Raw genomic sequence first — 14,970 nt, forward strand, 5'->3', positions numbered from 1 at the left:
TTATAAAAAGGCGCTAGATCGATGATAGATGGCGTTATTGCCTATTTATTATCTGCCCAAATATGTTATGCCTTATTATGCGCTGCCTGCGAGTAGATTTATAGCCCTTTCGGGTAATCGTGGATAGGGTAAATGTTACGATAGCCTACCCTTATCAAAATCGTCAAGGCTCGTTGAGGTCGGCAAAAAACTCGATAAGGTTGGCATATTTCACCAATTAATCCAATACTTTAGCAGAAAAGGCACGAAAGCCGTCTACTCGCTTGCAGGGTATGCGCCACAATGCGATAATGGCAGACAATTTACAACCCTGATTTTTGAGGCGCAGCCCACTGAGCATCCGTGCAAAGTGCGACTGTCACGCCTTGTCTATGCAGTCTATCGGAGTGTTAATGGCTCAATATATTTACACGATGAACAACGTGTCAAAACTTGTTCCGCCTAAGCGTGAGATTTTAAAAAACATCAACCTATCGTTTTTCCCTGGTGCCAAAATTGGTGTGCTAGGTATCAACGGTGCGGGTAAGTCTACCTTGCTACGTATCATGGCAGGTGTCGATACTGAGTTTAGTGGTGAGGCGCGCGCGCAAACAGGTACCAAAGTCGGTTACCTACCGCAGGAGCCACAGCTTGATGACAGCAAAGACGTCCGTGGTAACGTCGAAGACGGTATGCGTGAGGCGTTAGATGCGCTCGCGCGTTTGGATGCGATTTATGCCGAATACGCAGAGCCCGATGCCGACTTTGATAAGCTGGCTGAAGAGCAAGGCAAGATGGAAGACATCATCCAAGCGTGGGACGCTCATAACCTAAATACCCAGCTCGAAAAAGCCGCTGATGCGCTACGTCTGCCGCCATGGGATGCAGATGTCAGCAAATTATCTGGTGGTGAAAAACGCCGTGTGGCGCTATGCCGTCTGCTATTGTCACGTCCTGATATGCTACTACTTGACGAACCGACCAACCACTTGGATGCCGAATCGGTCGCGTGGCTTGAGCAGTTCTTGCAAAACTACAGTGGTACCATCGTCGCCATTACTCACGACCGTTATTTCTTAGACAATGTCGCGCAGTGGATTTTGGAGCTAGACCGTGGCCATGGCTATCCTTATGAGGGTAACTATACTGAGTGGCTCGAGCAAAAGAACAAACGTCTTGAGCAGCAGCAAAAGCAAGAAGAGTCTTTTGCCAAGGCACTGAAAAAAGAGCTTGAGTGGATTCGTAAAAATCAAAAAGGCCAACAAGCTAAGTCCAAATCTCGTGTGCAGCGTTTTGAGGAGCTAAACTCAACTGAGTTCCAAAAACGTAACGAAACCGCTGAGATTTATATTCCACCTGGTCCACGTCTGGGCAACAAGGTCATCGAAGTCAACAATATCTCCAAGTCTTTTGGCGATCGTTTGCTTTATGAAAACCTCAGCTTTAACGTGCCAGCAGGTGCCATCGTCGGTATCATCGGGCCAAACGGTGCGGGTAAAACCACGCTATTTAACATGATTACCGAGCGTGATACCCCAGATACTGGCTCAGTCGAGCTGGGCGAAAGTGTCAAGGTTGCCTATGTTGGTCAGGTACGTGACAACTTGGACGATAACAAAACCGTCTGGGAAGAAGTATCAGATGGCCTTGATATTATCAAAGTAGGCGACTATGAGACCCCAAGCCGTGCTTATATTGGCCGCTTTAACTTCAAAGGCTCAGACCAGCAAAAGCATGTCGGACAGCTATCAGGTGGTGAGCGTAACCGCTTGCAATTGGCTAAGACACTAAAGCAGGGCGCTAACGTCTTGCTACTTGATGAGCCGTCAAACGACTTGGATATCGAAACTTTGCGTGCGCTAGAGGATGCGATTCAAGTATTTCCTGGTACCGTCATGGTGGTCTCGCATGATCGCTGGTTCCTTGACCGTATCGCCACCCACATCTTGGCGTTTGAAGAAGAAGGCCCTGTATGGTTCGATGGTAACTACTCTGAGTTTGAAGCCTATCGCAAAAAGACCATGGGTGATGATGCTACTCCTAAGCGTATGAAGTATAAAAAGATTTCTACCTAAGAGCGGTGCTTATGGTACTCAATAAAATATAGTGCTCAATAAAAAAGACCTCTAATCAGTTAGAGGTCTTTTTTTAAGCTGCTCAATATCTTGAGCAGCTTAATATAACGGTATCAATTAACGCTTACGACCAAATTTACGCTGCTTTTTATTGCTAATCTCAGTAATCGCGTGGGTAATCTCTTCTTCGTCTAAGCTTGCGACTTGCTGCAAGATTTGCATCATATCAGGCGTCAGGACGTACTTGGCATGGTGAGCGATGTCATTGATACGATGATCAAAGGTCAGCACCCCAGTTTCTTCATCTTTTTGTAAGTAGTCAAGGCGCGTCAAGGCACTGATAAAGCTGGTAAACAACGCCCGATCAAAGAAATCCGGAATGTCGTCGGCATATAGCACCGACAAGCGCTGACCGAGCAAGTGACACAAATCCACGACCTCCTTTTCAGTCAGATTGCCCGAGCCTTGCTGCGCGAGTAGGGCAAGGGTCATAAAGTAACGCTCGAGACTCTGCCCGACAGGCGTGGCCAGCACTTGTAGCTGCTGATAGCCTTTACTATTGGACTCAGGGACGCTCAAGATACCATCGCCAAGCTCGACGATAAGACCATGAGCGAGCAGGCTATCGACTTTTTTGTTGAGCGTATCGTTTAGGCTGTGCGCCGGATAGTACAAAAACAGCTCGCTTTGTAAAAATGGATACATCTGCGTGGCAATATTGTCCAAACGGCTGCGCTCGATACGGCCATTACGAGCGACCAAGGCCGATAAGAACGACAGCAAAATAAAGACGTGCAATATATTGTTACGGAAGTAGCTGAGCAACGCTGCCTGCTTGCCAGCAATCTGAATGATGTCGCCTAAGATATGCGGCGTGCGCTCGATGAGCTTGAGCTTGATACCATAATCAATGATTTGCTGCGGGCTCATATCGGTGATAAAAGTATCATCGGCATAAGGCAGCTGCTGGGCGAGCCCCTGATACAAGGCGATTTGCTCGCGGCAAATGTTTTCATCAAGCGCCGCTTTTGGGGCTGATAGCAATACCAGTGACAATAACGATACTGGCGTGATGACAGCGGCTTTGTTGATATGCTGCATGATTTTGACGCCGATATTGTCCACCATGGCACTGGTTTTTTCGTCAAGTGGGGTATCGGTGCGATCGGCAGGCAGGCTGTCTGCTGGTACATCAAACTTGGTCATAAAATCGCTTAGGTGCAACGGCGTACCAAAGCTCAAATGGACATTACCAAAGATACGCTCGATCTTGCGCCCAACTTTGAGTAAGCCGATAAGGGATTCGGACTCTTTTGGCTTGCCCTTTAGCTCGCCGACGTAGGTGCCGCCCTCCATGATGCGCTCATAACCGATATAGGTTGGAATAAACACCACAGGCTTGTTGGTACGGCGCAGCTGGCTATGAACCGTCATCGCCAGCATGCCCATCTTCGGCGGTAGCAGTCGCCCTGAGCGAGAGCGGCCCCCTTCGATAAAGTATTCAATCGGCGTGTTGCGGGTGATGAGAGTATGCATATACTCACGCAACACCGCGGTATAAAGCGCGTTACCACGGAAACTACGGCGAATATAAAACGCTACCGCGCCGCGTAGGAGCGGCCCTAATACTGGTACGTCTAAATTGTCACCAGCGGCGACATAAGGAATGCTCAGACCGCGCTTGTAGATGACATAAGACAATAGCAAATAATCGACATGGCTACGATGACACGGCACATAGACCAGCTCGTAGTCTGCCGCCAGCTCGCGTACGCGCTCGAAATGATGGACTTCGACGCCATCATATAGCTGTGTCCATAGCCACGTCAAAAACTTGTAAAAACCACGAATGATCGAGTGCGAGTAGTCGTTGACCATCTCATTGGCATAGCCTTTGGCGACACTGCGCGCTTCGCGTACGCTGGTACCCGTAGCCTTGGCCTCGGCTTCTATCGCGTGCTTGATGGCAGGCGAGTACACGAGCTTGTCTACAAGGTTGCGGCGGTCTGATAAATCAGGGCCCAGCATACTGGCGCGCTGCTTGTCCAGATAGGTGGTGAGCTGCTGCTGCAACATCCGCACCAGCTCGCGATTGCCATCCACGCCAGTGGTCAAGGTATAAGCGGGCATCTCATCGCTGACAGGTTGAGCATGGTCGTCTTCTACGGGCGTGGTATGTAACTGCTCGTGGATCAGCGCGCGCAAGTCCTGCGGCGGATGAAACTGCACAAAGGTATCTCGCCCCATCACTCCGATATTAAATAATTGCTTGGTGATGCTAGGGTCTTCCCAGTTATCGGCGGTCAACAGCTTAAATAACGAGTCCTCTTTTTCTGGCGCGCGTCCCCACAAAATAGACACCGGTACCAACCGAACTTTCAGCTCCGGATACTGCAACACCGCAGAGACCAAACGCGATAGACGCGGCGAGAGTTGGCTGTCTTTGGCACTTGGGTGCTTTAAAAAGATAATAGCGGCGTTTTCTTTGATGTTATGAGCGCTATCTTGGACGCCGACCAACGCAGGCGGCAGGTTGTGCTCTTGGGTCTGTAGGTCAATCAAAATACTATTGGAGCGCGAATAATCTTGCAGCACATAAAACCTGAGCGTCTGATCATCGCTGTCAAATTCAGGCAGCTCTCCTAGTAGTTTGGGTTTGACCGCGACGTCCAGCATTTGTCCCGATAGCTTGCGATAGAGCTGATTGATCGGGGCATTTGCATAAGGCTTAGGCGTGACTGGTTGGCCGTCAGTTGCGGCGTTGTCCGTGGTGACGGGCGCTTTAAAAATCCGTTTTTTTAGGAACTTCGGTATCATAATCAGTATCAAAAATCATCAAATATAGTGCGCTTATGATGCCATAAAAGCCAGCAAAGCGATATATGCTGTCTGTATATACTACTAATATTCATATGCCAGCGGTCATCGCTTATCTATCAGTCATCAGGCAGTAAGCGAGAACAGCGCTTAAAGACAGCACTTAAGGGCAGCAATGAAAGACAGTATTTAAAAACAAGGCTAGGCGCGCGCAGCTGGCGGTACAATCGTTTGAAAGTTGACCCGTTTAGCGCAATAATGGACGTACTAACTGATGAAAACTGCTCTGTTCTGATATCTATTAGAATGTATCTATTAAAAAAGGTAAGTGAACCCCCTATGACGCCTGCTATCAATCTTGCCAAAAAACACCGTCTGGATTATCAATTACACGAATACACCCATGATGCACAAGCGGCCTCTTTTGGTCTTGAGGCGGCAGAAAAACTGGGCGTAGATGCCGCTCAAGTCTTTAAGACTTTAGTGGTATCGAGCGATGCAGGCGCGCTTGCCGTGGCCATATTGCCCGTTGATAAGACCTTAAACTTCAAAAAAATGGCCAAAGCTTTATCATCTAATAAAATGCTGCCTTGTAAAAAAGTACAAATGGCCGACCCCAAACTAGTCGAACGGACGACGGGCTATGTGCTCGGCGGTGTCAGCCCATTGGGACAAAAAAAGCGCTTACCGACGCTCATCCATGCCGCAGCCCAAGAGCAAGTAAGTATTTATGTGAGTGGCGGTCGCCGTGGCTTAGAGATCGAATTGCCACCTGAGCAATTGGCGACCACACTTACTGCGCGCTTTGCAGATATCATTGATGATTAAAAATGGTTAAGAAAAATTCTACACGCCGTTTATTCTGCGCCTTTGTTATTTGCTCTTATCTGCGCTTTTGTCATTTACTCTTAATAGTGTTTGCGCTGCTTATTGGCAGATTTGCTATTTTTAATAAGGATTTTATCCATGCCGCATTTAACCATTCAAGTGTCGCCAAACGTTATGATTGCTCATGAAGAGTCATTTCTTAAAGTACTAAATCAAGCGCTATGGGACAGTGGGCACTTTGGTAAGCCTGCTGATATCAAAGCGCGCATCGTACCGATTGAGACATTTTTGGTCGGCGTAGAGGATGATGAGCAACGTAACGGCTTTGTCTATGCGCATCTAAAAATTATGAGCGGCCGCAATGAAGTCATACGGCATCAGCTTGCTGAGTTATTGACAGATGCCATAGAAGAGACATTAAGTGAACAGCAATCAGGGCGTGCAGACATCCAGATATGTGTTGAGGTAGAAGAGATCAGCGTGATTTATCATAAAAAAATGCTTAGCTAGCCTTTAAAGACGCCCGTTTATAACCTAGTTATTTTCGCACAATGCCTTACTGGCATATTTAGGCAATATCATCACCTCAGCTTTATAACCAGCGGTTTTACCATGAGTCGCCATCAAATTGCGGGCGATACGTAAGCGATATTCGCCAGTTGCGGGTAGGCAGCCTTGATAAATAATCCCGCCTTTGGTGCCATCATACTTACCATTTGGCATGTGCAGGACGCCGACATTGGCGGTCTCAGGCGTGCCAGTAAGTGGCGCAATATTAATAACGGCGTATTGCGCAGCGGCGGCATTAAAACGATACCAGCGCTCCTCTTCGTTAGGATTTAATTTACCCGTAACCACGCTACTAATAGCACCTTTGGCAAAATGAATGGGAGTGTCGCTGGTTTTAGCCAGCGCGCTACTGGCACCAACACTAATTAATGAGGCACTTAGCAGCAGTATTTTTAACGCTCGTGCGCTCGTTAAAGTGGTTTTATTATTATTCGACAACATCATTGCTTCCTTATTAAGTTGTTGTTTATCAGCTGTGTGTTATTTGGATGTCTATTACTTGATAACTATGGTTCTAGTATCTTCTCTGACTTTATATTAAACATAAAAAAGCGCCTAATGAACAGGCGCTTTTCTTGTTAATTATTTGCTCAATTGTGAAGCAATCTTAGTCTAGGAAAGCAAAGTTATCGATTGCCATTGCCGTCATGCTCTCGCTTGGAGCAACCATACTTTCAGCATGGCCTGAGGTACGCGGTAAGATTTTATCAAAGTAAAATTCAGCCGTTTGAATCTTAGCTTTGTAGAATTCTGGTGACTCAGTGCCGCCTTTTTCAAGCTTGTCATAAGCGACCGCCGCCATGCGCGCCCAGTGATAACCCATCATCACATAGCCTGAGTACATCAAAAAGTCATCAGAGGCCGCAGAGATGATTTCGCGGTCTTTACGTGCCATCAGCATCAGACGAACGGTCAAGGTGTTCCACTCAGCACATAGCTTGGTCAATGCCCAAACGAACTTACGCATGTCTTTATCCAGCGCATACTCGCCGCACCATTTCATGATGCTTGAGGTATAGTCACGGATGATCTTACCTTTAGATTGCAAGATAACTTTACGGCCCAGTAAATCTAGTGCCTGTACACCCGTGGTACCTTCGTACATGGTTGCGATACGGGCATCACGAGCAATCAGCTCCATACCCCATTCTTTGATATAGCCGTGGCCGCCATAGACTTGCTGACCGTGTTTGGCCGCTTCGATACCAAGCTCAGTTAAGAAGCCTTTTAGGATGGGGGTATAAAAACCTAGCTTGTCATCCCATTTTTCAAACTCTGCTTCATCGCCATTGGCGATGCCTTGTGCCATTTTGTCCGCATAGCGCGCTGAGTGATAGATCATCGAGCGACCACCTTCAGCAAAGGCTTTTTGCGTCAGTAGCATACGACGAACATCGGCATGATGAATGATTGCATCTGCCACTTTTTCAGGGTCTTTGGTACCAGAAAGGGTGCGCATCGAGCGACGCTCTTTGGCATAAGGCAAGGCGTTTTGGAAAGACAGCTCCGTATGTGCCAGACCTTGGATACCTGTACCGATACGAGCAGTATTCATAAAGGTAAACATGGCTTTTAGGCCTTTATTTGGCTCACCGATAAGATAACCAGTCGCACCATCAAAGTTCAATACACAGGTCGAAGACGAGCTGATACCCATTTTGTGCTCAATTGAACCACAGACGACTGCATTGCGTTCACCGGCCTCACCTTCAGCATTGGGCGTGAATTTTGGTACAATAAAGAGCGAGATACCGCGTGTGCCTTCTGGCGCATTTGGTAGACGAGCTAAAACGATATGGACGATATTGTCGGTTAAGTCATGCTCGCCACTTGAGATAAAAATCTTGGTACCGCTGATTTTATAAGTACCGTCATCTTGCGGGATGGCTTTTGATTTAACCTGACCCAAGTCAGTACCACACTGCGGCTCAGTCAAACACATGGTGCCCGACCACGTACCTTCAACCAATTTAGGTAAATAAATCGCTTTTTGCTCGTCAGTACCGTACTGTAGTAAGGTGTTGATACAACCAGTTGATAGGCCAGGATACATCGCCCAAGGCCAGTTAGCCGTACCCATCATTTCAGACTTAATAAGGTTGATTGACATCGGTAAGTTCATACCGCCGTACTCTTCAGGGTACGAAATACCTTGCCAGCCGCCTTCGACGAACTGGTCATAAGCTTCTTTAAAACCTTTAGGCGTAGTGACCACACCATTTTCAAAATGACAGCCTTCTTCATCCGCTGGCTGGTACAAAGGCGCTAAGACATTTTCAGCAAAGTCAGCAAAGCCTTGCAAAATCATATCGACGGTTTCAGGATCGGCGTTTTCGCCATTGTCTAGGCTTTTATAATGCGTTTGATAGTCAAAAACATCATTTATCAAAAACTTGATATCACGCAAAGGTGCTTTGTAAGTTAACATAGTCGCTCTCTTTGATTATTTCATTAGCATAGTTCGTTAGCATAGACTGTCGGCTCATCAATTGAGCTATGGTTCATGTAAACGGGAGTTTAATTATCTGGGATAAAGGCAGACAGTATCACAGGTCGTCATCTAAGTTTATTAAGAACAGCTTGTCCATTTTGATAACCGTTAAGGCATCCTTGATAAAAAACAGCTGTCGTAGCATTGAGGTCAGTATAAATCTTCTATAGCCACAAATATACAACCGATAACTAATATTCATAATATATTAAAAAACATAAAAATTTAAGTTATAAATATAAATGGTTATTTATTTATAAACAGGCATCAATACGTCCAGTTTTATAAAGAAGCATAGTTTTAGTACAGGTTGCAGCGTAAGTTTCAGTATAGACAGCGGGATAGACGCAAAACAACCGTTAAGTGTATGAGTTGCGTGCCCAAACAGAATAAAGGAACACAATTTATGAGCGCACCAAAGCGCAATTTAGCATACCAAACAGAGCAGAAAAAGACGCCAGTATTTTGGCTAATGGCAATAGTTGGGCGGTTAAAAAAACTCATCGATGGTGAGCTTAACCATTTATTAACCGTAAACCGTAGCAAACGACCGTGGCACACGCCCATTATCGCCGCGCTTGCTATTAGTTTTCCGGTGTTTGTCGGGGCATATTTTGATGCGCTGCCTTCAGGTATTAAGGCGTCGCTGGGGGCGATGATTATCTTAAACCTACCGCTGGTGGGTAGTTTGCCGTATCGGTTGGTGACGGTCATGGCATGGGGGTTTGCGATGGCGATGAGCTTTGCTTCGGGGCTGATAGCTCAGCAGTTGCCATGGCTTAGGTTGCCGGTGTTTGTGCTGATGGCCTTTGGGGTCGTGCTGCTGGGGCGTTACTATCGTCAGCCGCCACCTGCAGGGTTGTTTGTGATGATGGCAGGCGCGATAGCACTGTTTATGCCGACACCACTGGCGCAGGTGCCAGCGGCGATGGGGCTGGTGGTATTGGGCAGCGGGGCGTCGATGTTATTGGCGGCGCTGTATACGCTGTTTTTGTTGATGACGCATACGGTCGCGCCTGCGCCTGTCTATCATTATGAAGCAGATACGATCGGTGATAGTGCGATTGTGGCGGGCTTTGTCAGCTTAACCTTGGCGCTCGCCATGTTTTTTGAGATGCCCTATCCTTACTGGGCGGCGATGAGCTGTTTTATCATCATTCAGGGCATGCAGCTACGCACGATGTGGATCAAGCAGCTACACCGACTACTCGGCACTATCGCTGGCATGGCGGTCGCCGGCTGGATGCTGTCGTGGGGGCTGTCGCAGTGGGGCGTGGCCGCCTCGATACTCGCGATGATGCTGTTGATCGAGTCATTGGTCGATCGGCATTATGGTCTGGCCGTGATCTTTATCACGCCGCTGACTATCTTTATCGCTGAGTACGGCAGTGCCTCGATGGTGGCACCGATAGCAGAGGAAGTCATGCGTGCGCGGATGCTTGATACGGCGCTCGGCTGCGTGGTCGGCCTAGGTGGCGGGCTGGCCATGCATTCGATGCGCCTACGTCGCCCATTAAGGCGTATAGAAAACTGGCTGCTGGCGCATGTTGGTTAGGCGCTATTTATCACAGTATTATTTATCATGTAACGCCTTATCATGTAACGCCGCAGTCGCTATGGCGACATCTACCTTTTGCGTCGTCCAGCGCTCAAAGCTCAAGGCTGCTTGGCCGATGAGCATGCCGTAACCGTCCGATGTCTGTGCGCCGCGAGTGGCAAAATGCTGCAAAAACGGCAGCGTCCGTCCGTACATCATGTCATAGGCGTAATGAGCCGTTAGCGTATCTGCCAGTGGCAACGTCTCACCAGATAGCCCAATAGAGGTGGCATTGATAATAATGTCAAAGGCTCCTGTCAGCTCGCTTGTCGCGCAGGTTGAGATAGTATGTGCGCCAATCACGTCGCTTGCAGCACTCAACTCACAAGCCAACTCCTCCGCCTTGCTCACTGTGCGATTGGCAATGCTCAAATCACCGATACCTGCCTGAATCAGTGGCAAAATCACCCCGCGAGCTGCGCCGCCAGCGCCGATCAGTGCCACGCGCGCGCCTGCAAGTGGCCAGCCCAAGCTCAGTATATGATTGACCAAACCTTGACCGTCTGTGTTATCGCCATAAATGGCCTCAGAGACGGAAGCACCGTTTTTTAACAATGCTGTATTTAACCATAAAGTATTGACCGCGCCTGCTACCTTGGCATGTTCAGACAAGCCACCACGCGCCGCGCAGCATGCATAGGCGACTTGTTTAAACGGCACGGTGACATTGGCACCCACGCCGCCGCCATGAAAAAACGCTTCGAGCAGCGCCGTAAAGCTGGCGGCATCATCAGGACAGTATTGGCGCTGATAGCTGATATCCATCCCCGTCTGAGCGGCAAACTGGGCATGAATCTCAGGAGATTTACTGTGGGCAATGGGATTGCCGACGACGATAAAGTGTTGGGTCATAGAGAGTCCGCGAATAAACAATGAGCAAAAGGTAATCGATAAATCTCTGCTAGAGACCAATCATCATAAGGGATAACGCGGGTGTTGACAAACCCTACGCTTGAGCAGATGGATATAAGTCATGGCTATGCGGAAGCGGGAGTACGCTATGCGTTCTTTTGACAACGGTTTTGCTGAAAAAGGCTTTGCTGGGTTAGGTTTTTAACAAATCTGTACTTTCTGGGAGGGGGATGCGTAACGTAAAGGGTAGTCAAGTGTTATGCAGTTGGGTAAACTAACAAGCGTATGAGGCGCGTATGAGCTATATAGTCGATGCACTCTAAAAAGCGCATAGCGCTACTGGGATGCTATTTTTAAACGTAGGTTGCGCAGCCTCTGGGAACGCAGCACGCAAGTAAAATTTATACCAGTAGCGCGTTTAAATTTATACAACAGTTTTATGTTCAACACGCCCTATATAGAGTAGAGCATCACTGTTTTATAAAGTACAAATGAATAAAGTATAAGCTGTTACCCAATCATTCATCGTTATCAGCGGCATCGCTGCCAGCTCGTTAATACTACGTTGAGACCCATCTAAAAGTGTGAGTAAATTGCCCATGTGGAATAATAACCTACAGACCCTTCTAGTCGGTACAATAATGGCGACGGCTCTGTCATTGAGCGGCTGTGATAGCAATAAAAACGATCCTGAAACCTCAGATGCGGCCACCGATAGCAGTGCGCAGGCCGTCACTGAACCGCAAGTCCAAGACAATGCGGCCTCAGACTCAGACCTCGACGGCGCGGTGGCTGAGCAGGGCACGCCTGTCAAATACGATGTCTCGGCATGGAGTAATGAAAAGGTAGAGCCTCTAAAGGTCACCGAGCTGGAGGGCATCAAAACCACATTTGGCAAGGTGCTCAGTACAGACGAAAACAGTCTCGACTATGCCAGCAATCCAGCATCCAAATATCGTTTTATGAAGACCGACGCGCCGTATCTAGATATTATCGACTCCGAAAAATATCTTGAGCTTGGCTGGTACTATGCCAACCCCACCGACTCAGATACAGAAAAAGAGCACAGTCAAAACCATGCCAAAAAAGCCTACAAGCTGGCACGGCAACTGATGGGCGACGATGGTGGTAAAGTCATCGCCGATATGCTGGCGGGTCAAGTCGTCAAAAACAAAGTCATCGGTGGTCAAAAAGTCGAGCTGGCCAAGTGTGAGTTTTATAGCTGTATGCTGATCATCAATAAATCAGCCGCCCAAACAGATGACGGCTAAGCGATTCAATGCTGCCATCTGATATAGCACTACCGCCTGCTAACGCCGCCTCCCTACCGAGCAATGCTTGGCACTGCCTACAATTGGCCGGCCAGCACCTAGAGGCGCTAGACTTAGATGCTGCAAAACAACGATCAGCGGCATCTGCAGTCGCCTTAGACAATCGCGGACTGGCATACGCTGATGGTTTTTTTACCACCATGGGCGTCGTTGATGGGCAGATACTGTGGCAGCAGCAGCATCGACAGCGACTGCTTAGCCATGCAAAAGCGCTGCAGCTGGATATAGACTGCCCAGCACTCATGAGCCGCCTGTCCGTCTATGGCAAGCAGCTGCAACAAGGCATGCTAAAGCTGATCGTCACGCGTAGTACGCAGGTGGTACGCGGCTATGGCTATGCGTCTGATGCAGCTGGTCGCACCTCTGATGTCTGGCTAAAAATGGCCGCTATGCCTGTCAAGACAGCAGAGCAAATCACGCTACCTGATGGACGCATGATGCTTAGGCAGTCTAATTGCGCCGCCGTTTGTCTATCGGCGAAGATTGCTAGCCTACCGCCGCCATTGGCTGGACTCAAAAGCCTCAATCGCTTGGATAATGTCCTCGCAAGCGGTGAGCTGCAACGGTATAAGACGCAGTGGCTAAATGCTCAGCCGGTGCCAAACCCTCCACAGCCAGAGATCGGCGAAGGTCTGCTACGCGATATGAGCGGACACTGGGTGGAGGGCACGATGAGCAATGTGTTTTATCAACTAGCAGAGTCGCCGCTACCTGTGTCAACCAGCAGCGATAACGACCAGGCTCAAGCCAACTATCTGACCACTGGCCAATGGTATACGCCGTCGATGGCGCAGTCGGGTGTTGCTGGGGTCATGCGACAAGTAATCATTGATGCACTTGCGAATACAGAACGACCAGTAGTTGAGCGCTCATTACATGATAAGGATTTGCCACGGATAACGCGGCTTTTCTTTTGTAATGCGCTGCGCGGAGTGATGCCGATGAGCTCGCTTACTTTGCTATCAGGTGAGGTGGTTGATGTTTTTTGAGTTGCTATTAATTATCGGTTTTATTTAACAGTCGATAAAAATGCTGCTTAAAAAATGCCTTTCTACCTTCGTTCTGTAGGTCTTCATAACGTGCTTGGCTAAGTTTTAGATATTCATCTTCTTGATCAATACCAATAAAGCGCCGCCCTAACACATTACTTGCTATCCCTGTAGTAGAGGAGCCAGCAAAAGGATCAAGGATAATAGCGTCTTTTTTAGTCGAGGCTAGGACAATTTGTGCTAATAGTGCTAATGGCTTTTGCGTAGGATGCTTGCCGCAGGACTTTTCCCATTTAGCAACAGCAGGTAGCCGCCATACATCTTTCATTTGTTTGTCGTTATTCAGTTTTTTCATTAAATCATAATCATAATAATGTGGCACTTTTGGATGCTTACGTGCCCAAATTATAAATTCAGTGGAATGAGTAAAAAATCGACAAGAAAAATTAGGCGGTGGATTGGTTTTCTCCCACGTGATAACGTTAAGTATTTTAAAGCCTAATTCAGGCAATATACGACCTAAGGTAAAAATATTATGATGCGTACCACTAACCCAAATTGTGGCGTTATCTGCCATTTTTTCACGTACTGCTGCTAACCATTCATAAGTAAAAGTAGTGGCATCGTCGTCACTGATTAGCTTGTCCCATTTGCCTTTATTGACAGATTGAACCTTGCCGCTTTTTACTGTAAGACCATCGTTAGATAAAAAGTAAGGCGGATCAGCGAAGACCATATCTAATTCTTTTTCTATTGACGGAATAAGTGTCAAGCAATCGCCTTTTATCAGGCTAAAATCAGCTTGTACACTTTGAAAAAATAAATGATCTATCATATTTATTCCAGCATGTCGGCTAAAAAATAAAGCAGGGAGGGTAAGTCAAACTCGCCTTCTACAAAACCATATTGCTCACATTCGTCTGGAATAACAATAGTTTGTCTGAGAAACCGAGGATCTTCGCTAATAATACGTAGCATGTTGGTCAGCTCCTCCCTTACAGCTACTGGGCTTTGGGTTTTTAATAAACCATCAGTTACTGTTGGGGTGGTGTTTACATTAATAGTAAAGTTTTCGATGTTTATCACAGCACTGTCCTCGGTAACGCATTTCAGGAATATCAAAATAACACTGATTGTGTGTTTTTAATAGTACACAGTTTTAAAGGTGATTGCAAATGGAAAGTTCGGTTTTAATTAAGTTTGGACAGCGTATCAGAACATTACGCAAAGCGCGCAAGCTTACTCAAAAACAGTTGGCTGTAATAACTGGATTTCACTATAACTACATTGGCATGGTAGAGCGGGGTGAGCGCAATCCATCATTAGAGAACATAGAGGTGTTCGCTAATGCTTTTGAAATGAGCTTGTCAGAATTATTTATTTTTGATCTGCCAGAAGCACAAGAAATACGTTAGAATTATTATAATTAAGCAGAGATTAT

At 47.3% G+C, this 14,970-nt stretch carries 13 protein-coding genes; 7 read left to right on the forward strand and 6 right to left on the reverse strand.

Annotated elements, in window-relative coordinates; genetic code table 11:
* Nucleotides 1-392 precede the first annotated feature (392 nt).
* The gene (ettA, locus tag C6W44_RS05795) at nt 393-2,054 is read left to right on the forward strand and encodes an energy-dependent translational throttle protein EttA (protein ID WP_105244601.1); all 1,662 of its coding nucleotides are present in this window, start codon (nt 393-395) and stop codon (nt 2,052-2,054) included.
* A gap of 117 nt (nt 2,055-2,171) precedes the next feature.
* Here ettA and plsB read toward each other — a convergent pair whose 3' ends face one another.
* The gene (plsB, locus tag C6W44_RS05800; RefSeq protein ID WP_105244602.1) at nt 2,172-4,871 is read right to left on the reverse strand and encodes a glycerol-3-phosphate 1-O-acyltransferase PlsB; all 2,700 of its coding nucleotides are present in this window, start codon (nt 4,869-4,871) and stop codon (nt 2,172-2,174) included.
* A gap of 339 nt (nt 4,872-5,210) precedes the next feature.
* On the opposite strand from plsB, the gene ybaK reads away from it, so the two are divergent.
* On the forward strand, nt 5,211-5,699 hold the full coding sequence (gene ybaK / locus C6W44_RS05805) for a Cys-tRNA(Pro) deacylase (protein ID WP_105244603.1): 489 nt from the start codon (nt 5,211-5,213) through the stop codon (nt 5,697-5,699).
* Between the two features lie 138 nt (nt 5,700-5,837).
* Nucleotides 5,838-6,209, forward strand: a complete 372-nt coding sequence (locus tag C6W44_RS05810; protein ID WP_105244604.1) for a 5-carboxymethyl-2-hydroxymuconate Delta-isomerase — start codon at nt 5,838-5,840, stop codon at nt 6,207-6,209.
* A gap of 24 nt (nt 6,210-6,233) precedes the next feature.
* Here the strand turns inward: C6W44_RS05810 and C6W44_RS05815 are convergent, their stop codons facing one another.
* A complete protein-coding gene (locus C6W44_RS05815; protein WP_227526367.1) occupies nt 6,234-6,713 on the reverse strand; it encodes a hypothetical protein in 480 nt (159 codons plus the stop codon).
* A 163-nt stretch (nt 6,714-6,876) separates the two neighbouring features.
* Nucleotides 6,877-8,697, reverse strand: coding sequence for an acyl-CoA dehydrogenase C-terminal domain-containing protein (locus C6W44_RS05820; protein ID WP_105244606.1), 1,821 nt, complete (start codon nt 8,695-8,697; stop codon nt 6,877-6,879).
* A 469-nt stretch (nt 8,698-9,166) separates the two neighbouring features.
* Between C6W44_RS05820 and C6W44_RS05825 the strand changes: the two genes are divergently transcribed.
* Nucleotides 9,167-10,315: an FUSC family protein gene (locus C6W44_RS05825; RefSeq protein ID WP_105244607.1), complete on the forward strand. Its 1,149-nt coding sequence runs from the start codon at nt 9,167-9,169 to the stop codon at nt 10,313-10,315.
* Between the two features lie 18 nt (nt 10,316-10,333).
* On the opposite strand, the gene aroE is transcribed toward C6W44_RS05825, so the two are convergent.
* The gene (gene aroE, locus C6W44_RS05830; RefSeq protein ID WP_105244608.1) at nt 10,334-11,209 is read right to left on the reverse strand and encodes a shikimate dehydrogenase; all 876 of its coding nucleotides are present in this window, start codon (nt 11,207-11,209) and stop codon (nt 10,334-10,336) included.
* Between the two features lie 599 nt (nt 11,210-11,808).
* On the opposite strand from aroE, the gene C6W44_RS05835 reads away from it, so the two are divergent.
* Nucleotides 11,809-12,480, forward strand: a complete 672-nt coding sequence (locus C6W44_RS05835; RefSeq protein ID WP_105244609.1) for a hypothetical protein — start codon at nt 11,809-11,811, stop codon at nt 12,478-12,480.
* 8 nt (nt 12,481-12,488) lie between these two features.
* The gene (locus C6W44_RS05840; protein ID WP_105244610.1) at nt 12,489-13,529 is read left to right on the forward strand and encodes an aminotransferase class IV; all 1,041 of its coding nucleotides are present in this window, start codon (nt 12,489-12,491) and stop codon (nt 13,527-13,529) included.
* Between the two features lie 7 nt (nt 13,530-13,536).
* Here the strand turns inward: C6W44_RS05840 and C6W44_RS05845 are convergent, their stop codons facing one another.
* Together C6W44_RS05845 and C6W44_RS05850 are read right to left on the reverse strand one after the other, a co-directional pair.
* Nucleotides 13,537-14,364, reverse strand: a complete 828-nt coding sequence (locus C6W44_RS05845; protein ID WP_105244611.1) for a DNA-methyltransferase — start codon at nt 14,362-14,364, stop codon at nt 13,537-13,539.
* A 2-nt stretch (nt 14,365-14,366) separates the two neighbouring features.
* Complete coding sequence (locus C6W44_RS05850) at nt 14,367-14,615, reverse strand: hypothetical protein (protein ID WP_105244612.1); 249 nt, start codon at nt 14,613-14,615, stop codon at nt 14,367-14,369.
* 89 nt (nt 14,616-14,704) lie between these two features.
* On the opposite strand from C6W44_RS05850, the gene C6W44_RS05855 reads away from it, so the two are divergent.
* Entirely contained in the window at nt 14,705-14,944 is a 240-nt protein-coding gene (locus tag C6W44_RS05855) for a helix-turn-helix domain-containing protein (RefSeq protein WP_105244613.1), read from the forward strand.
* Nucleotides 14,945-14,970 lie beyond the last annotated feature (26 nt).

This window comes from Psychrobacter sp. Marseille-P5312 (assembly GCF_900291405.1).
Lineage (GTDB): Bacteria > Pseudomonadota > Gammaproteobacteria > Pseudomonadales > Moraxellaceae > Psychrobacter > Psychrobacter celer.